Source organism: Pectobacterium cacticida, from assembly GCF_036885195.1.
Classification (GTDB): Bacteria; Pseudomonadota; Gammaproteobacteria; order Enterobacterales; family Enterobacteriaceae; genus Pectobacterium; species Pectobacterium cacticida.
Genome location: NZ_CP133656.1, coordinates 2,633,960 through 2,652,635, shown reverse-complemented (window position 1 = coordinate 2,652,635; position 18,676 = coordinate 2,633,960). Strand labels below are relative to the sequence as shown.

The following is an 18,676-nucleotide window of genomic DNA, read 5'->3' as shown; positions in this document are numbered from 1 at the left end:
TTATGAAATACCCCGTGTCTTCGGCTACCCGCACCGCGGAGCTATGTGTATTGGATAGGGTGACATACCGCTTCGGAATCGATGGATTATTTATGAATTACCAAAATGATGATTTAAGAATTAAAGAAATTAACGAACTTTTGCCGCCGGTTGCTTTGCTAGAGAAGTTTCCAGCTACGGAGAAAGCCGCAGAAACGGTATCGTTAGCACGCGCTGCCGTTCATAATATTCTTAGCGGTAATGATGACCGGCTGCTAGTCGTGATTGGCCCTTGTTCGATTCACGATCCAAAAGCGGCGAAAGAGTATGCCGCGCGTTTACTTGCGCTGCGTAATGCATTGAGTGACGATCTGGAAGTGATCATGCGGGTTTATTTTGAAAAACCCCGCACGACCATTGGCTGGAAGGGCCTCATCAACGATCCTCACATGGATAATAGTTTCCAAATTAACGACGGTCTACGTATTGCGCGCAGCCTGCTGTTAGACATTAATGATATGGGTTTACCCGCCGCCGGGGAGTTCCTGGATATGATCACGCCGCAATATTTGGCTGATTTGATGAGCTGGGGTGCTATCGGCGCGCGTACCACCGAATCTCAGGTACACCGTGAATTGGCGTCAGGCTTGTCATGTCCGGTCGGTTTTAAAAACGGTACAGATGGTACAATTAAGGTCGCGATTGACGCCATCAAGGCCGCTGGCGCACCGCATTGTTTCTTGTCTGTCACTAAATGGGGCCATTCGGCTATCGTAAACACCAGCGGTAATCACGATTGTCACATCATTTTGCGTGGCGGTAAAACGCCAAATTATAGCGCAGAGCATGTTAAAGACGTGAAACTGGGGCTGGAAAAGGCCGGTCTTCCCCCGCAGGTGATGATTGATTTCAGTCATGCGAACAGCAGTAAGCAGTTCAAAAAGCAGATGGATGTTTGCACCGATGTCAGCGGGCAGATTGCGCGGGGTGAAAAATCGATTATCGGTGTGATGGTGGAAAGCCATCTGGTTGAAGGCAACCAAAGCCTGGAAAGCGGTGAACCTCTGGTCTATGGCCGCAGCGTGACGGATGCATGCATTGGCTGGGAAGATACCGAATCTCTGTTGCGTCAGTTGGCGGCAGCGGTGCGCGAGCGCCGCAGTAAGTAGTTATAGGTAGTTATAATCAGTCGGGAACCATTAAATGGCGAGCAGAACGCTCGCCATAGAAATATCACAACGCTTTTCTTATTCAGAACTACTTTGCTTTACCCTGATTCGCTACTGCCGCCGCCTTTGCAGCGATTTCATCGGCGTTGCCCAGATAGTAATGCTTGATAGGTTTGAAGTTTTCGTCGAACTCGTAAACCAGTGGTACGCCTGTCGGGATATTGAGTTCCAGAATTTCATCTTCGCCCATATTATCCAGGTATTTAACCAGCGCGCGCAGCGAATTGCCGTGAGCGGCAATGATAACGCGTTCACCACGCTTGATACGCGGCAGGATGGTTTCGTTCCAGTAAGGCACAACACGTTCAATAGTCAGCGCCAGGCTTTCTGTTAGCGGTAACTCTTTTTCACTCAGTGAAGCGTAACGCGGATCGTGACCAGGGAAACGTTCATCATCGCGCGTCAACTCCGGCGGCGTAACCGCGAAGCCGCGGCGCCACTGTTTTACCTGTTCGTCACCGTATTTCTCAGCCGTTTCGGCTTTATTCAAGCCTTGCAACGCACCGTAATGGCGCTCGTTCAGTTTCCAGCACTTTTCAACTGGCAACCAGGCTTGATCCAGCTCGTCCAGTATGCTCCACAGTGTATGAATGGCGCGTTTCAGCACAGAGGTATAAGCGAAATCGAATGAAAATCCTTCTTCTTTCAGCAGCTTACCCGCGGCTTTGGCTTCTGAACGGCCTTTTTCGGACAGATCAACATCGTACCAACCCGTGAAGCGATTTTCATTGTTCCACTGGCTCTCACCGTGTCTTACCAGTACCAGCTTAGTTACAGCCATAGCTAAACTCCTTCCTATCCTAAGATTTCTGTGAAAACTGGGTTCATTATAGGGGCGGAGAACGGTGATGGGCAATCGATAGTCGAGAGCCCGCGTGATTTATCCGCAGGTTATTTGCGTAAAATCACGCATTGGCTTTACCGTTTCAGCAAGTCGTCATCCCTTTGGTGCAATATGAGATAAACCGCTGGGATGACTAGCATCGATAGGATAGGAGCACTGACCATCCCGCCTAACATCGGCGCGGCAATCCGCCGCATGATTTCGGCACCGCTCCCATCGCCCCACATGATGGGTAGTAGCCCCGCGATAATCGTTGCCACGGTCATCATTTTCGGGCGGACCCGCAGCACCGCGCCTTCGTGGATCGCATCCATTAGCTGTTGGCGTGTTAGCGCCTGCCCCAACATGCGATGTTTTTCTACCGCATGATTGAGGTACAGTAACATGATGATGCCAAATTCCGCTGATACCCCTGCCAGCGCAATAAAGCCCACGGCACCGGCTACAGAAAGATTATAGCCGAGGAGATAAAGCAACCAGACGCCGCCAATCAGCGCAAAAGGTAACGTTGCCATTATCAGCAAAGCATCTTTGATACGATTAAAGGTGACATAGAGCAGCACAAAAATAATGAGCAGCGTAAAGGGTACGACAACTTTCATTTTCTCTGTAGCGCGTTCCAGATATTCAAACTGACCGGACCAACTTAACGAAACACCTTCCGGCAACACAACCCGCTGCGCGACCGTCTGCTGCATGTCTTTGACGGCGGATTTAAGATCGCGGCCGCGTAGATCGACATAAATCCAGTCCGACAAGCGGCTATTTTCGCTTTTCAACATTGGGGGGCCTTCGCTAACGCGAATATCGGCTAGCTCAGCCAGCACGACTCTGCTGCCATTAGTGGTCACAATAGGAAGATCGCGCAATTTTTGTAGCGAATCGCGTAATTCACGCGGGTAACGAATATTGATGGGATAACGCTGACGACCTTCAATGGTTTCACCGGTATTTTGCCCGCCAATAAGTGTCGCGACCAGCGATTGAAGTTCCTCGACGGATACGCCATAACGTGCGGCGCGCTGGCGGTCAATAGCGATATCAATATAGCGCCCGCCAGCTAGTCGCTCCGCCAGTACTGAGGTCACGCCCGGAACCTGTTTTATCACCTGCTCAATTTGAGCGGCCGTCTGTTGAATATCTTCCAGGTTGTCGCCGTTAACTTTAATCCCCACCGGGCTTTTAATACCGGTCGCCAGCATATCCAGGCGATTGCGAATCGGGGGAACCCATACGTTGGCGATGCCAGGCAGGTCAACGGTACGATCCAATTCAGCCACCAGTTTGTCCATAGTCATGCCATCACGCCACCGATCGCGCGGCTTCAGCCTAATGGTGCTTTCAAACATGGTCAGCGGGGCAGGGTCAGTTGCCGTATCGGCACGGCCAGCTTTGCCAAAAACCGATGCGACTTCGGGCACGGTTTTAATCAATCGGTCCGTTTGTTGCAGCAGTCGGCCTGCTTCGCGTACGGAAATGCCAGGCAGGGTAGAGGGCATATACAGCAGATCGCCTTCATCCAGCGGCGGCATAAACTCGCTTCCCAAACGGCTGAGTGGAAATAGCGTCAGCAGCAATAGCAAGACGGAAACCAACAGCGTGGTCTTGGGATAGTTCAGCACTTTTTGCAGCACGGGATGATAAAGTGCGATAAGCCAACGGTTAATGGGGTTTTCCTGCTCGTCCGGTATTCGTCCGCGCACGAAATATCCCATTAGCACGGGCACCAGCGTAATACCTAATCCTGCGGCGACGGCCATGGCGTACGTTTTGGTAAAGGCCAGTGGTGAGAACAGGCGGCCTTCCTGCGCCTCCAGTGAGAACACCGGCACAAATGACAGCGTAATGATCAGCAGGCTGCAAAACAGCGCAGGTCCCACTTCTACCGCCGCCCGTTCTGCTAACTGCCACCATTCATTTTTTTGCGGCTGTTTTCCTGGATTTTCATGTCGCCATTGTTCAATAACTTTGTGCATGTTCTCTATCATCACGATGGCGGCATCCACCATTGCGCCGATGGCGATAGCAATACCGCCCAACGACATAATGTTAGCGTTCACCCCTTGATAGCGCATGATGATAAACGCGCCCAAGATCCCCAGAGGCAGGCTGATAATCGCCACCAGCGCAGAGCGAAAGTGAAATAGGAATAGCGCGCAGATGATGGCGACGACAACAAACTCCTCCAGTAGTTTGACGCTAAGGGTGTCGATAGCGTGTTCAATCAGCTGTGCGCGATCGTAGGTTGGAACGATCTCTACGCCTGCGGGCAGGCTCCGTTGTATTTCCTGTAGTCGTGCTTTGACGGCATGCAGCGTATTCAGCGCGTTTTTACCATAGCGCATAATAATGATGCCACCCGCTACTTCGCCTTCGCCATTCAGTTCGGCGATGCCGCGTCGCATCTCCGGGCCTTCTCTGAGTGTGGCGATATCCTGTAACAGCACGGGAATACCGTCACGGATGGTGATGATAACGTGATTAAAGTCATGCGCCGTTTTCAGGTAACCAGCGGTGCGTACCATGTATTCGGCTTCTCCCAACTCTAGCACGGAGCCGCCATCTTCCTGATTCGCCGCCTGAACGGCGCTGACAATTTGCTGATGGGTGATGTTCTGGGCCCGCATTCGTTCTGGATCGACGACGATTTGATATTGTTTGACCATGCCGCCTACGCTGGCGACTTCCGCTACATCGGGAATGGTTTTCAGCTCATATTTCAGCAGCCAGTCCTGCAAGCCGCGCAGATCGGCCAGACTGTGTCTACCGCTACGATCAACCAGAGCATATTCGTAGATCCAGCCTACGCCAGTGGCATCCGGGCCGAGCGCGGTTTTCGCCTCGTTGGGCAGGCTGGATTGCACTTGACTGAGCGACTCCAGTACGCGAGAACGCGCCCAGTACGGATCGGTGCCATCTGCAAATAGCACATAGATGTAGGCATCACCGAACATGGAAAAGCCGCGGACCGTTTTGGCACCCGGAACGGAAAGCATGGTGGTCGTCAGTGGATAGGTCACCTGATTTTCCACCACCTGTGGCGCTTTTCCTGGATAGCTGACGCGGATGATGACCTGAACATCAGATAAATCAGGTAGCGCATCCAGCGGCGTCTTTTGCAAGGAAAGTAAACCCCATGCTGCCATTAGCAGTGCAGCCAATAAAACCAATAGGCGGTTTTTGAGCGACCAGCGAATCACATAGGCGATCATAAGTGGCCTCCGTGTTCGGCATGCGGATTATCCGCAGGCAAAAAACGCAGAACATGTATTCCGCTGTCGTCTATGTTGAACTGGAAACTGACTGTGCTGCCGATTCCTACACCTTGTGGCAGCCCTCCAGACGGCAGTGTGAAATCCATCGTCATCGGCGACCAATTGAGTGCCGGAACGGCCTCATGCGCAATAGTGACCTGATTTCCATCTATCGCTATGATCTCGCCCTGTGTTTGATAGCTAACGATGTTGGCCGCCGATGCGTCAGCTAACATGGAGGGAAGCGCGCTGCGTAGGCTGGCTTCGGAATCAATCAGGAATTGACCAGAAGTCACCACATGATCGCCTTCTTTCAGCCCATCAATGATTTCCACCCAATTCCCCAACGATGCGCCAACGGTGACGTTACGTGGCGTGAAATACCCATCGCCGTCGCTGAGTAATACTCGATTCTGGCTACCGCTGATTAACAATGCTTCCAGCGGGATCGCGAGCCGTGGCTCAGTCTGGGCATGAGAAAACTGTACGGTCAGATACATGCCAGGTTTGAGTTGCTGTTGCGGGTTGTCCAATATCACACGCGCTTTTAATGTGCGTGTCGCGCTATTTAACGTGGGCAACAGTTCACTGACTGTGCCGTGGAAGGTTTTACCCGGCCAGGCGCTGCTGATGGCGCTGATTTTGCTACCGACCGATAGTTGCGCCGCCTGCGCCTCAGGGTAATCAACCTCTACCCAAATGGGATCCAGGCTGGCAAGTTCGAACAACGGTTGGGCCGGGCTTAGCTGCATCCCCTGCCGCACCGCCAACGTATTAACGTAGCCATCTTTCGGCGCGGTAATCGTAATCCTATCCTGCGCTTTGCCACTACGTTCTATCTGACGAATAATCGCTTCCGGCATGAAGAGCAACGTCAGCCTCTGACGTGCCGACTGGGTCAGTGCGTCATCGCCTAGTTGTCGTACCGCCAAATATTCACGCTGCGCCGCCGCCCAGGTCGGGTTCCACAACGTAGCGAGCGTCTCGCCTTTCTTGACCTGCTGTTGCTGTGCATTGACTCTGAGCTTCTCGACGATGCCGCCGCTCGGCGCCACCAAAGTGTATAACTCGCGTTCATTGATCGTGACGGTGCCGTAGCCTGTGCGGCTATCTGCAAGTACGCGCATTTCCGCACGCGCGGTGCGAACGCCAAGATTCTGCTGCTGACGGGCGCTGACGGTGATACCGCCGTCATCCTGTGCTTCATCGGCATAGCGGGGCACCAGTTGCATATCCATAAAAGGCGATTTTCCCGGCTTGTCGAAACGTTTATCCGGCACCATCGGGTCGTACCAATAGAGGACGGTACGTTCCGGTGCGGTGGTCGGGGCGGAGAGCGACATTTGCCGTTTGCCAACCCGGTAGCCCAGCATTGCCGCACTGAGAATAACCAGTATCATCAGGCTAAATATCAGTGATTTTTTTGTAATGATGTTGTTCATCGCGCAGGGCTTCCTTGTGGCGTCAGATAGTGGATGGCGGCCCAATACTGGGCCATCTCTCGCGTGGTATCCTGAACCGCAATCCGGCTTTCGAGCAGTGCCCGACGCGCATTCAGTACGGCGGAAAGCGTGCTGCTGCCGGATTGATATTGCGCTTGAATCAGTTTGATACGCTGCTGTTGAAGGGGAAGGATCTCGTGGTTTAGGCGTTGCCAGCGTGACCGAGCGGCTTGATATTGCGCGATCAGCGCATCGAGCTGCGCCCGATGCTCTCGTTCGATGAGTAATACTTTGTCGCGGGCTTCCATATTGCGCGATACGTCTGCGGCGTAGTCTTTATCCTGACGCCGGGATTTGAACAGCGGCAGATCGACCGTCACCATCATACCCGCCATATCGTCGTAATCATCTCCGCGTTTCGCGTAATAGACTTCAACATCAACATTGGGAATCGCGGCAGCGGCCGACTGTGCGGAACGCGCCTGTGCTAATTCGGCTTCACGCTGCGCCTGTTGCATTTCGGGATGCCGATGAATGGCATGGCTTAGTTCATCCGGTGACGCGGGAAGCCGTTCAATGCTGGGAAGCTTGCCGCTGATTTTGATATCAGCCATGCCGGTAAGCTGGACCAGTCTGGCATGTGCGATGTGCGCATCCCGTTCGACATCGGTCTGTTTGTCCTGCATGGTTGCCAAGGTCAGCCGGGCGTCCAGTACGTTACTCGCCTCACTACCTGCCGCCACCCTCGCTTTTTGCACAGCGATCTGCCGCTGGCTTTCTGCAACCAGCGCCGTTACCTCATTAAGTGTTTGGCGTAAGAGCGCTAGATCCAGCCATGCCTGAGCGGTTTCACGTTGCAGACGGGCACGAATAGTGTCGCTATTACTTTGTCGCACATTGGCTGCGACGCGGATAGCCTGCGCTTTGCTATCCCGTTTACGGCTGCTGACATAGGTTTGCATGATGCCAATACGCTGCATGGTCATGCCTTCCCGCGAAAGGCGTCTACCATTGTTGCCGCCTAATGGCAGGTTTTCGACGCCAAATTTTAGTTTGGGATCGGGGAGTTGCGTGGCAGCGTCGGCCATGTTCTGTAGCGCGTTAATCTGGTGCTGATTGGCTGACAGATCGGCGGAGTAACGTTCCGCCGCCTGTAAGGCCTGTTCCAGACTTAGATCTGCCGCAAAAATGGCGGCAGGCCACCACAGCAACATCGCCAGACACGCGCGCAAGGCGACGCATTTGGATAATGTCATAATGTGCTCCGGTTAAGGCTGCTGTGGTGTAATCGTCGTCAGGGTATAGCCGTCAGCGTGCTGGATAAAGCTGAATGAGACAGACGTATTGACGGGGAGAGGCGTTATTTCGTCACGGGACGGCAGGGTAAAAACCATCGTCATGGCGGGCCATTTTAGCGCGGCAATGGGCGCATGGGCGATCGTGACGCTGTTGGTATCCCATTTCTTTATCATGCCGTTGCTCTGATAAATGGCCGCTGTGGTGGCCAGAGATTGGGTATGCGCCATCGCGTGATGCTGGTGGTCGTTTGCCCATACGGGAAGTATGAAGGAAGAGACGAAGAAAAACAGGCTGCTGATAATAGCCGAGTAAGTGATACGCATAAGAATAACCCTAATGAAAGTAATTGATAAACATCATGTTGCGCTCGCTGAGGCGAGTGTTATCAATCGTGAGGGCTATTCTCGGAAGCGGCAGAAGCGGATCTCGGCCGGAGGGCCAACCGCGGGGGGCGATAACCAGACATTATCTGCCTGATTCAGCATGGCTGGACCATTCGCTAACACCAGTTCGCCGCTAACTGGCAACGCCAATAACGCTAGCGAACCACTATCCTGTTTCACACTATCCGGCACGCAGTGCTTTTCACATAAAGACGTTTGCTGGTCGGCGGCGTATGACATTTTCGCCGTAGGATGCGTGTGAGAGGATAATGGCTGAACGTCGGCCTGTTGCAGATGTGCCTGATGCTGGATAGCCGGAGATGCCTGACTGAAGGACATCTCACAATGATGACCTGCGATAGCCAGTTGTGCATTCAGGAAAAGCCAACAAAGCCCCAATAACCATCCCCATCGGCCTTTATAGCGCAGATGGTGAATGAGTAATGGAGAGCGTGGCAATGAGGACATGGCATTCCCTTACTTGGACATTACCAGAGTGTAAGCGCTCGAATAGGCGGTGGGCAAGTATGGAATGACAATGTTTTGTTAAACGGTCTTGTAACTTGGCAGATAGAACTCTGCCAATGTTATCAGTTAGTTAACTTTATTTAAGGGTAGGGTTATTTGATGAGAAACTGGTACGTGGTTTCCGAGCGATAAACCTTCCCCGGTTTTAGCCAGCAGTCGGGCTGTGGCCAGTCTGGGTGATTTGGGCTGTCCGGCAGGAATTCGCTTTCCAGTGCGACACCCGCATAGTTTTCATACTGACCACCATCGCGTGAAGGGGTGCCGGCCAGAAAGTTACCACTATAGAGTTGCAGGGCGGGAGCGCTGGTGAAAACACGCATCAGCACGCGGCCATCAGACGACCACAGATTGGCCGCCGGGCTATCGCTGGCACTGCAGTGACTGTGCAATAAGTAGGCGTGATCGTAGCCGCCGACGGCCAACTGATCGCCGTCGCGCAGGAAATCCTCCGCCAGTGTTTTCGGCTGACGGAAATCCATACCGGTCGCGTTTACCGGCGTTAAATCAGCGTTGGGAATGCCGGCGCTATTGACAGGTAGATAATAGTCGGCAAAGAGCTGCAACTGGTGTTTGCGAACGTCAGTCTGAACGCCATCGAGATTGAAGTACGCATGATTAGTCAGACACACGGGACAGGCTTTCTCCACGGTAGCCTGATATAAGATCGCTAACGCATTGTGTTCTGTCAGCGTGTAGGTGACCTGCACGCTGAGACGCCCTGGGTAACCTTGATCGCCATCCGGTGAATGCAGTTGGTAAGTCACCTGCGAGGCATCCTGACTTGTCATTCGCCAGCGACGGGTGTGGAAGCCTTCAGGCCCGCCGTGTAACTGGTGTTCATCCTGATTTGGCACCAAATGAAAGGTTTCACCTTCCCGATGCAAAGTGGCATTGGCAATGCGGTTAGCATAGCGGCCAATCGATGCGCCGAGATATGCGCTTTGGCGCGGATACTGATCAGGCGCGCAACCCAATAGCACTTCACGCGCCCCACCCTCCGCCAACGGGATTTCGCAGGAAAGCCAAGTGGCACCCCAATCCATCAGGCACACGCGCATGCCTGCCTGATTCTGCAAGGTCGTTAATTGAAATGGCTGACCATCGGGTGCCAGCGTATCACGACTTCCATTCAACATGACTTGCTCCTGTAAAGGCTCGACAAGATAGAAGTGATTGCCTGAGGTGTATAAGATCGGAGAAGGGCGCCGAAAGCAGCTTCGCCGCCATTCTCCGATACATCACTTGATGTGAAAACCCCATATTTATTCGTAGCCGTTGGGATGGCTGGACTGCCAGCGCCAGGTATCTTGGGCCATTTCTTGCAATGAACGAGTGACTTTCCAGTTAAGGTCTTTGGCCGCACGTTCGGCATCTGCCCAGTAAGCGGGCAAATCGCCCTGACGACGTGGCGCGAAATGGTATGGCAATGGTTTGCCACAGGCCTGGCTAAAGGCTTCTACGACTTGCAGTACGCTGTAACCGATACCTGCGCCCAGATTATAAATATGAACACCGGGGCGATTTTGCAGGGTATTCATTGCGGCAATATGGCCGTCTGCCAAATCGACAACGTGAATGTAATCCCTCACTCCCGTGCCATCAACGGTAGGATAATCGTTACCAAAAATGGCCAGAGATTCGCGACGGCCTACGGCAACTTGAGCAATATATGGCATCAGGTTATTGGGGATACCCTGCGGATCTTCGCCCATTTCCCCCGATGGATGCGCACCAACCGGATTAAAATAACGCAGCAGCGTTACACTCCACTCAGGTTCTGCGTGTTGTAAGTCTTGCAGGATTTGCTCAACCATCAATTTACTGCGGCCATAAGGGCTGGAAGGGTTTCCGGTTGGAAAACTTTCCTGATAGGGGATGCGCGGTTGATCGCCGTAAACAGTGGCGGAAGAACTAAAGATCAGGTTCTTTACGCCTGCTTTTTTCATCGCTTCAACCAGTACCAATGTACCGTGGACATTATTATCATAATAACTGATCGGTTCGCGTACTGATTCCCCTACCGCCTTTAAGCCAGCAAAATGGATAACGGAATCAATAACATGTTTAGCGAAGATTTCGTCAAGCAGTGCATTGTCGCGAATATCTCCCTGATAAAAAATGGGCGTTTTGTGGGTTAAACGCGCAATGGTTTTAACAACGCTGGCTTTGCTGTTGCACAAGTTATCAAGAATGATGGGAGTATGCCCCGCCTCCAGCAGTTGCACGCAAGTATGACTGCCTATGTAACCGCTACCACCCGTAACAAGAACGTTCATAATGACCCCTATTGATCGCAATACTGCAAAATAACATGGCTAAAGGCTGAAAAAGGTGATCTGTAGCGAAAATTTGCCTCTGTCAGCGATGGTTTTTTGAGGAATAAAACACACTGAAATAGTGAATATAGTCTAAATCAGCCTAGCTTTATCCTCACTATATTATTAAGTGGTAACGTTATCACTTTGTTCTGGGTCATGATTTACATAACTCATCAATCTGATAGCGATAGATACCGTTATGAGGAATGAAAGTGAGTCGGTGCGTGATGCATTCAGGGGCATCTTCGGCATGGTGAGACACAAAAAGTAGTTGCGTCTCGCCTTCGCCAATCAGGATATCCAGCCAGCGCCGCACCAACTGCCGATTAAGCGGATCAAGCCCTTGCAAAGGTTCATCGAGAATAAGTAGCGTGGGGTGCTTGACTAACGCACGAGCTATTAATGCCAAACGCTGCTGGCCCCAGGAGAGTGACTGAAAGGGCGAATCGGCAATCGCGCCACTCAGCCCAAGCAGGGTAAGCCACTGTTCGGTCAGGTGACGTTGACGGTCGGAGACGGCCTGATAAATACCGATAGAATCAAAGAAACCGGAGAGAATAACATTGCGCACGCTGGTGCTCACGCGATAATCCAGATGGAGGCTACTGCTGACATAGCCGATGTGGCGTTTGATATCCCAGATCGTTTCGCCACTGCCGCGCTTACGACCAAATAACGTAAGATCGTTACTGTAACCTTGTGGATGGTCGCCAGTGATTAGGCTCAACAGCGTCGATTTCCCCGCGCCATTGGGCCCGACAATCTGCCAATGCTGACCGGGTAGCACCTCCCAGGTTAGATTGTGCAGAATGGGGCGATCGTTGTACTGCACTACGCCGTCGCGCAGTAAAATGCGGGCCTCGTCGGCAGGTAGCGTTGCGTATTTCAGGGGATCTTCTGCTTCAGGCAGCGAGCTCCCCGCGAGCTTTTCACTAAACGCGAGTTGGGCCACCAGTGCTTCAGAAAGGATGGCGTCACGTTCACCCACACGGGTTAACGTACAGTCGGCCAGCACACCGACATAGTTAATAAAATCTGGGATATCATCAAAGCGATTAAGAATAAGCACCAGCGTATAGCCTGCGTTGGCCAGTTTTCGTAGCTCACTGGCTAGTTGCTGGCGGGAAGCGACATCCAGCCCGTCAAACGGCTCATCGAGAATCAGCAGATCGGGTTCTGGCATTAACGCCTGACACAGCATCGTCTTGCGCGATTCACCCGTAGAAAGGTATTTAAAACGACGGTCCAGCAGATGGGTAATACCAAATTGGCTTGCTAACTGGTGGCAACGCACGGGATCCTTATGGTTATCCTGAATCACCTCTGCGGTTGTGCGACCGGCGTCATCTTCGCCCTCGCTCAGCAGATCGGTATTGTTGCGCTGCCACTCCTCAGAAACCAATTTTTGCAATTGTTCAAACGACAGTCGAACGGGCCGCTGAAACGTACAAATTCGTTCACCGTACATGAGCGGCAGCTCACCGGATAAAGCACGCGCTAGTGCCGATTTACCACTTCCATTTGCGCCGACAAAAGCCCAACACTGGTTTTTATTAAGTATCAGTTCGTCCAGGCGCAGCGTGCGGGTATCGCTGAGACGACACACCCCTTGTGTGATTTTTAACAATGACATTTTTAATCCTTCGTCAGTCCGACGGTAACACTAAAGCGATGTTAACAGAGCGTGGCAATGATGACGCGATCGGCATTGAAACATGCCTTTACCTCCGTCCCCGGTTGCAATTTTTGCTGCTCAAGGCAGGTATTAGGCACGATGGCGCATAAGGTTTCTTCTCCCGCCAGCGTGATGAGTAATTCGCTGTTTTCCACCCCGTGCTGAATGCTCTGAATTTGCCCTGCCAAGACATTATCGGCGGCGGGTGCTGCCGACGTCGCAGCGTAAACTTCGATCCACGGCGCTTTTATCAGTGCCAGCACATCTTTACCTTTTTGCAATTGCAGACGTTCGGCACTTTGTTGTGTGAGTAGCGTGCGGATCGTTGTTTTACCATTGGCGAGTAAAATATCCAGGTGTTGTTGTACGTGTTCTTCACCACGTGCGAGCACGGTTCCAAAAAACTGGTTGCGCGCACTGGTTTGCAATGAGAAACGCGCGATAGCTGCCAGCAGGCTATCCAACGGCAACCCCTCTTCCTGTAAGACATCAAACGCTTTTTGCTGAATTTGCGCGAGCAAATCGTAGAGTTGGAGAAGGCGTTCGCCATAGCGTGTTAGCACTGCGCCGCCACCGCCTTTGCCCCCGGTCATGCGTTCAACAATGGTTTTCTCGGCGAGTTGATTCATCTCGTTGATGGCATCCCATGCGCTCTTATAGCTGATTCCCGCCAGTTTTGCCCCTTGGCTGATTGAGCCGGTATGACGAATTTGTTTAAGTAATTCAATGCGACGTGAGTCGGCGAATAAACGTTGTTGGAGTTTTAGCGTAAGAAGAATTTCAGCCTGCATGGTGAGGGCGCCGTTGGTGATTTTAATTTGCTTTATTGTCGCCATTTTTTTCATCAGGGGCAAATCGCACAAATAGGCGTACTATTTCCTCTTGCTGCGGTAAACTGAACGACGGTTACAACGATTCTGGTTTACCATAAAATAGCGCATTGAACGGGCTATAATAATGGTGGCCGTTGCAATTTAAGTGAGGTTAGCATGTTGGAGTTGTTAAAAAGCCTGCTATTCGCAGTTGCCATGGTTCCTGTAATGATGGTGGTCATTATGGGGGCGATTTACTGCCTGGGTGAACTGTTTAACGTATTGTCTCGCATCGGCCACGCTGATGACCAACGCGCAAAAAATTAGTATCGATATAAAATCCTTTTCTGCTCGTTCTACCTAATGTCCGGTTTTTACCGGACATCGTTTTTCTACCCCCTCGGCATCTACCCCTTTAAAGCGCATGACACTGTCTGATAATTCGTTATATTATTATTTACACAACGAAAGGCACGAGGGGATAAAAATGAAGCAACACTGGTTAAAATGGGTAGCCGCGCTGGCATTCAGTGCCGCAATTGCATTGCCTGCAGTGGCAAAAGACAAGGTCACGGTCTTTGCCGCCGCCTCGCTGACGAATGCGTTGCAAGATATTGCCACACAATATCAAAAGGAGAAAAACGTTGCCGTCGTGGCCTCTTACGCATCATCTTCCACGCTGGCGCGCCAGATTGAACAAGGCGCGCCTGCCGATTTGTTCATTTCCGCCGATCAGCAGTGGATGGACTATGCGCAGGATAAGCATCTGATGGATACCACGACGCGCTACACCCTGTTGGGCAATGAACTGGTGGTGATCGCGCCGAAGACGAGCGCCCAGAAAAATGTCAACATTGATGACAAAACCGATTGGAAAAATCTATTGAAGGGCGGGCGTTTGGCTGTAGGTGACCCGGATCATGTACCTGCCGGCATCTACGCTAAGGAAGCTTTACAGCATCTGAAAGTTTGGGACGAACTTTCTCCGCTGATGGCGCGCGCTAACAACGTACGCGCGGCCATGGCGCTGGTAGAACGTGAAGAGGCGCCGTTGGGGATTGTTTATGGGTCTGACGCGGTGGCTAGTGATAAAGTTAAGGTCATAGGCACGTTCCCGGCAACGAGCCACAAGCCGGTGGAATATCCGATGGCGATTGTGAAATCACGTAATAATGCTGCAGTTAATGATTTTTATAATTACCTTAAAACGCCGGAAGCAGCCGCCGTATTTAAACGTTACGGCTTCGCGCCTCGCTAATTATGCTGAGTGAGTACGAATGGCAGGCGATTGAGCTGAGCCTCCGGGTTTCCGTCATGGCTGTGGCATGCAGTTTACCGTTTGGGATAGTGGTGGCGTGGGTGTTGGTACGCTGCCGGTTCCCTGGTAAATCCCTGTTGGATAGTGTTATTCATCTCCCCCTGGTGCTACCACCCGTGGTTATCGGCTATCTGCTCTTGATTGCGATGGGGAGGCGTGGCGTCATCGGGTCCTGGCTCTATGATTGGTTCGGCTTCAGCTTCAGTTTTAGTTGGCGCGGTGCAGCATTGGCGTCGGCGATAGTCGCGTTTCCATTGATGGTCAGGGCCATTCGGTTGTCTCTCGATGCCGTCGATAGGAATCTGGAACAGGCCGCCAGAACACTGGGGGCCTCGCCTTGGCGCGTGTTTTTCACTATCACATTACCACTCTCTTTTCCCGGCATTGTGGTGGGAACGGTACTGGCCTTTGCCCGATCGCTGGGGGAGTTTGGCGCGACGATTACGTTTGTTTCCAATATTCCCGGTGAAACCCGCACTATCCCGCTGGCGATGTATACGTTGATTGAAACACCCGGCGCGGAGGCTGATGCCGCCAGACTCTGCATCATCGCGATTGTCTTGTCGCTTGGGGCGCTGTTGGCATCGGAATGGTTAACAAACTGGAGCCGCAAGCGGTTGGGGGGATAATGCTGCAACTCGATTTTCATCAGCAACTGGGCAGTCTTAACCTCAGCGTTCAGTCTGAACTGCCCGCAAACGGCATTACTGCTATTTTCGGCGTATCCGGAGCAGGGAAAACATCGCTAATCAATGCGGTGGTTGGTCTGACTCGTCCGGATGGCGGGCGAATTGTGCTTAATAATCATGTCTTGGTGGATACGCAGCAGCGTATTTTTCTACCGCCTGAAAAGCGCAGAATTGGCTATGTGTTTCAGGATGCGCGCCTGTTTCCCCACTACCGAGTGAGCGGTAATTTACGTTACGGTATGGCGGAAACGATGGCGTCGCAGTTTGGCGAGATTATTGATTTACTGGGTATCGAACCATTATTGAATCGTTATCCGCGCACATTATCCGGTGGAGAAAAACAGCGTATCGCTATTGGCCGAGCATTGCTGACGGCGCCGGAGTTGTTGCTGATGGATGAACCGCTAGCGTCGCTGGATCTACCAAGAAAGCGTGAATTGTTACCTTATCTGGAGCGGTTGGCGAAAGAAGTCAATATCCCGATTTTGTATGTTAGCCATAGTCTGGAAGAGATTGTCCGGCTCGCCGATTGCGTGGTGGTGCTTGATAAAGGCAAGGTAATCGCGCAGGGGGAGTTGGCGGATGTGTGGGCCAGTAGCGCGCTTCGTCCCTGGCTGCCGAAAGAGGAACAGAGCAGTATTCTGAACGTGCGCGTATTAGGTCAGCATGAACGCTATGCGATGACGGCGCTAGCACTAGGTGACCAACAAATATGGGTTGGGAAGGTTGCGCTGCCGCAAGATACGCTATTACGCATTCGGGTAAATGCGGCGGATGTCTCATTGGCACTTGCGCCGCCGAAACGGAGCAGCATCCGTAACGTGCTGTGCGCCAGCGTAGTGGAGTGCCTCGATGTTGGTGAACAGGTTGAAGTTAAATTAGCGGTAGGCCAACAAACGCTGTGGTCGCGTATCACACCGTGGGCGCGAGACGATCTCGCGCTTCACGCAGGGCAGGTTGTCTACGCGCAGGTTAAAAGCGTCTCCATTACGGCGTAACTACGCGGCTTAAAGCGGTGCATATTATCACAGGGGATAAATCGGCACGTTTAGCGATGGTCTGGTCAGTATGTGGTAACGTCGCCGAACGTCAGACGCGGTCATGACCGCGCCATTATTTGTTGCCGATCATGCCAGAACGCGGCTATGAATGATCTCTGCGATGCCGGGTTCCTCATTGCTGCCAATCACCAAATCGGCGCGAGCTTTGATTTCATCGGCGCTGTTGCCCATGGCAACACCCAGGCCTGCGCCTTCCAACATACTAATATCATTAAAGTTATCGCCGAACGCCACGACCTCCTTCATGTCGATGCCTTGTTCGCTCAGCCATTGCTGGAGTAGTTTGCCTTTGCTGTTGCCTGTTTGAGCAATATCAACTTGATCCTGCCAAGACCACTCGCAGGCTAATCCTAGCTGTTTCTCAACTTCAATTGCAAAACGCTGTAACGTGGGGATATCGGTGTGCGTAGTTGCGAATTTCCAGATTGCGCGTGAAACTTCTGTCTGATGTACCAGGTCTTCTACTTGAGCAAAGCGAGGGCGCTGTTGCTCTGGCAGGCTAGCGGCCCACGCCTGTGTACGGACGACGTGTCCGGTAGAATATTGATAATACATATCGTCATCGGCATACATCAGCCCATGAATGTTGGACGCCTCAAGCAATGCGATGACATCTTTAGCTTGTGTAGCAGACAGTGGATTTGTATGTGATGCCCGACATTGCAAATAGTCATAAACATAGGTTCCGTTACAACAAATTGCCGGTGTATCCAATTGTAATCCCTGATAAAAGGGATGGATCGCGGAGTGGTGTCGCCCGGTAACGATCATCACTTGTATGCCTTGCTGGCGGGCCAGCGTGAGCGCACTAATGGATTCGGGAAGTATTTTTTTCTGTTGATTCAAAAGGGTGCCATCAAGATCAAGTGCAATTACTCGGTAGGTCATTGTCGTCTCGTCAATAAAATGAGGGGTCAATGCGTCTACGATAAAGTACGCAGCGGAAAATGGACAGTCACCATGAAATAAACGTGTCTCTCGTTGAGGTAAACACGCTGGATTCCAAACCGTGGCACGAAGAGACGATACTGAGGATATTGCCTGTTTTCTGCGCTTTCAACGCGTTATCATCTATTTTTTAAGCAGTTGAGCATTGTGTATCTTTACAATATGCGGCGCACTGTTTATAGTGCGCGTCATTGCGGAGGAGTGGCCGAGTGGTTGAAGGCACCGGTCTTGAAAACCGGCGACGCGAAAGTGTTCTAGAGTTCGAATCTCTACTCCTCCGCCAACCATATAATAGAATCAATAAGTTATAAGTGAATTTTGGTTCTACCCTGCATAAAGTGCAGCATAAAAGCTTTCTTAACTGGAAGTTTTTTTGTTTTTGACCTATCTGTTTTTTCTTCTAATTTCCCCTGATTATCAACCCATCTCCTCTTATCCATATCGTTAAAAATACCTCTTTACCCGTTGCTCACGCCGATATTGCCCTTATCTGCGAACTCGATGAGCAATGGAGCTTTGTTGGCAGCAAAGCGCAGCAACACTGGCTCTGGTACGCTTATAACACGAAAACAGGCGGCGTACTGGCCTACGCCTTCGGCCCGCGTACCGATGAAACGTGTCGGGAGCTGCTGGGGTTGTTGACCCCCTCACCATCGGCATGCTCACCAGCGATAACTGGGGTAGCTATGCCAGAGAAGTTCCGAAGGATAAGCACCTCACAGGCAAGATTTTTACGCAACGCATTGAACGTAATAACCTGACGCTCCGCGCCCGCATTAAACGGCTGGCTTGTAAAACGGTTTGCTTTTCACGCTCGGTTGAAATCCACGAAAAAGTCATCGGTTCCCTCATCGAAAAGTACATGTTCTATTAATTGGATGCATCACCGTTTTTCCC

Annotated in this window: 16 protein-coding genes, 1 tRNA gene and 1 pseudogene; 7 read left to right on the top strand and 11 right to left on the bottom strand. The window is 51.8% G+C overall.

What is annotated here, in order from left to right:
* Window positions 1-92 precede the first annotated feature (92 nt).
* The gene (gene aroG / locus RFN81_RS12235) at window positions 93-1,148 is read left to right on the top strand and encodes a 3-deoxy-7-phosphoheptulonate synthase AroG (protein WP_264496107.1); all 1,056 of its coding nucleotides are present in this window, start codon (window positions 93-95) and stop codon (window positions 1,146-1,148) included.
* A gap of 88 nt (window positions 1,149-1,236) precedes the next feature.
* Here aroG and gpmA read toward each other — a convergent pair whose 3' ends face one another.
* The 10 genes from gpmA to modE all read right to left on the bottom strand — a co-directional run bounded on the left by gpmA (window position 1,237) and on the right by modE (window position 13,742).
* Window positions 1,237-1,989 carry a 2,3-diphosphoglycerate-dependent phosphoglycerate mutase gene (gene gpmA / locus RFN81_RS12230; protein ID WP_264496106.1) on the bottom strand — a complete coding sequence of 251 codons (753 nt, stop codon included), beginning with the start codon at window positions 1,987-1,989 and terminating at the stop codon, window positions 1,237-1,239.
* A 137-nt stretch (window positions 1,990-2,126) separates the two neighbouring features.
* A complete protein-coding gene (locus RFN81_RS12225; protein WP_264496105.1) occupies window positions 2,127-5,264 on the bottom strand; it encodes an efflux RND transporter permease subunit in 3,138 nt (1,045 codons plus the stop codon).
* Window positions 5,261-6,748 carry an efflux RND transporter periplasmic adaptor subunit gene (locus tag RFN81_RS12220; protein WP_264496104.1) on the bottom strand — a complete coding sequence of 496 codons (1,488 nt, stop codon included), beginning with the start codon at window positions 6,746-6,748 and terminating at the stop codon, window positions 5,261-5,263. The genes RFN81_RS12225 and RFN81_RS12220 overlap by 4 nt, the downstream gene beginning before the upstream one ends.
* Window positions 6,745-8,004 (bottom strand): TolC family protein, encoded by a 1,260-nt coding sequence (locus RFN81_RS12215; RefSeq protein ID WP_264496103.1) that lies wholly within the window; start codon window positions 8,002-8,004, stop codon window positions 6,745-6,747. The genes RFN81_RS12220 and RFN81_RS12215 overlap by 4 nt, the downstream gene beginning before the upstream one ends.
* A 12-nt stretch (window positions 8,005-8,016) precedes the next feature.
* Window positions 8,017-8,370 carry a copper-binding protein gene (locus tag RFN81_RS12210; protein WP_264496102.1) on the bottom strand — a complete coding sequence of 118 codons (354 nt, stop codon included), beginning with the start codon at window positions 8,368-8,370 and terminating at the stop codon, window positions 8,017-8,019.
* A 75-nt stretch (window positions 8,371-8,445) separates the two neighbouring features.
* Window positions 8,446-8,898 carry a hypothetical protein gene (locus tag RFN81_RS12205; RefSeq protein WP_264496101.1) on the bottom strand — a complete coding sequence of 151 codons (453 nt, stop codon included), beginning with the start codon at window positions 8,896-8,898 and terminating at the stop codon, window positions 8,446-8,448.
* A gap of 152 nt (window positions 8,899-9,050) precedes the next feature.
* Window positions 9,051-10,094 carry a galactose-1-epimerase gene (galM, locus tag RFN81_RS12200; protein ID WP_264496100.1) on the bottom strand — a complete coding sequence of 348 codons (1,044 nt, stop codon included), beginning with the start codon at window positions 10,092-10,094 and terminating at the stop codon, window positions 9,051-9,053.
* Window positions 10,095-10,220: 126 nt separating this feature from the next.
* On the bottom strand, window positions 10,221-11,234 hold the full coding sequence (gene galE, locus RFN81_RS12195; protein ID WP_264496099.1) for a UDP-glucose 4-epimerase GalE: 1,014 nt from the start codon (window positions 11,232-11,234) through the stop codon (window positions 10,221-10,223).
* A gap of 196 nt (window positions 11,235-11,430) precedes the next feature.
* Window positions 11,431-12,909, bottom strand: a complete 1,479-nt coding sequence (modF, locus tag RFN81_RS12190; protein WP_264496098.1) for a molybdate ABC transporter ATP-binding protein ModF — start codon at window positions 12,907-12,909, stop codon at window positions 11,431-11,433.
* A gap of 41 nt (window positions 12,910-12,950) precedes the next feature.
* Complete coding sequence (gene modE / locus RFN81_RS12185; RefSeq protein ID WP_264498956.1) at window positions 12,951-13,742, bottom strand: molybdenum-dependent transcriptional regulator; 792 nt, start codon at window positions 13,740-13,742, stop codon at window positions 12,951-12,953.
* 198 nt (window positions 13,743-13,940) lie between these two features.
* On the opposite strand from modE, the gene RFN81_RS12180 reads away from it, so the two are divergent.
* The 4 genes from RFN81_RS12180 to modC all read left to right on the top strand — a co-directional run bounded on the left by RFN81_RS12180 (window position 13,941) and on the right by modC (window position 16,768).
* Complete coding sequence (locus RFN81_RS12180; RefSeq protein WP_264496097.1) at window positions 13,941-14,090, top strand: AcrZ family multidrug efflux pump-associated protein; 150 nt, start codon at window positions 13,941-13,943, stop codon at window positions 14,088-14,090.
* A gap of 160 nt (window positions 14,091-14,250) precedes the next feature.
* Window positions 14,251-15,021 (top strand): molybdate ABC transporter substrate-binding protein, encoded by a 771-nt coding sequence (gene modA, locus RFN81_RS12175; protein ID WP_264496096.1) that lies wholly within the window; start codon window positions 14,251-14,253, stop codon window positions 15,019-15,021.
* The gene (gene modB, locus RFN81_RS12170) at window positions 15,021-15,710 is read left to right on the top strand and encodes a molybdate ABC transporter permease subunit (protein WP_264498955.1); all 690 of its coding nucleotides are present in this window, start codon (window positions 15,021-15,023) and stop codon (window positions 15,708-15,710) included. The genes modA and modB overlap by 1 nt, the downstream gene beginning before the upstream one ends.
* On the top strand, window positions 15,710-16,768 hold the full coding sequence (gene modC, locus RFN81_RS12165) for a molybdenum ABC transporter ATP-binding protein ModC (RefSeq protein ID WP_264498954.1): 1,059 nt from the start codon (window positions 15,710-15,712) through the stop codon (window positions 16,766-16,768). Before modB ends, modC begins: the two co-directional genes overlap by 1 nt.
* A 129-nt stretch (window positions 16,769-16,897) precedes the next feature.
* Here modC and RFN81_RS12160 read toward each other — a convergent pair whose 3' ends face one another.
* Complete coding sequence (locus RFN81_RS12160) at window positions 16,898-17,719, bottom strand: pyridoxal phosphatase (protein WP_264496095.1); 822 nt, start codon at window positions 17,717-17,719, stop codon at window positions 16,898-16,900.
* 255 nt (window positions 17,720-17,974) lie between these two features.
* On the opposite strand from RFN81_RS12160, the gene RFN81_RS12155 reads away from it, so the two are divergent.
* Both RFN81_RS12155 and RFN81_RS12150 read left to right on the top strand, forming a co-directional pair.
* Window positions 17,975-18,062 (top strand) — tRNA-Ser (locus RFN81_RS12155).
* Window positions 18,063-18,231: 169 nt separating this feature from the next.
* Window positions 18,232-18,653, top strand: a pseudogene (locus tag RFN81_RS12150) (IS1 family transposase); the annotation flags it as partial.
* Window positions 18,654-18,676: the final 23 nt, after the last annotated feature.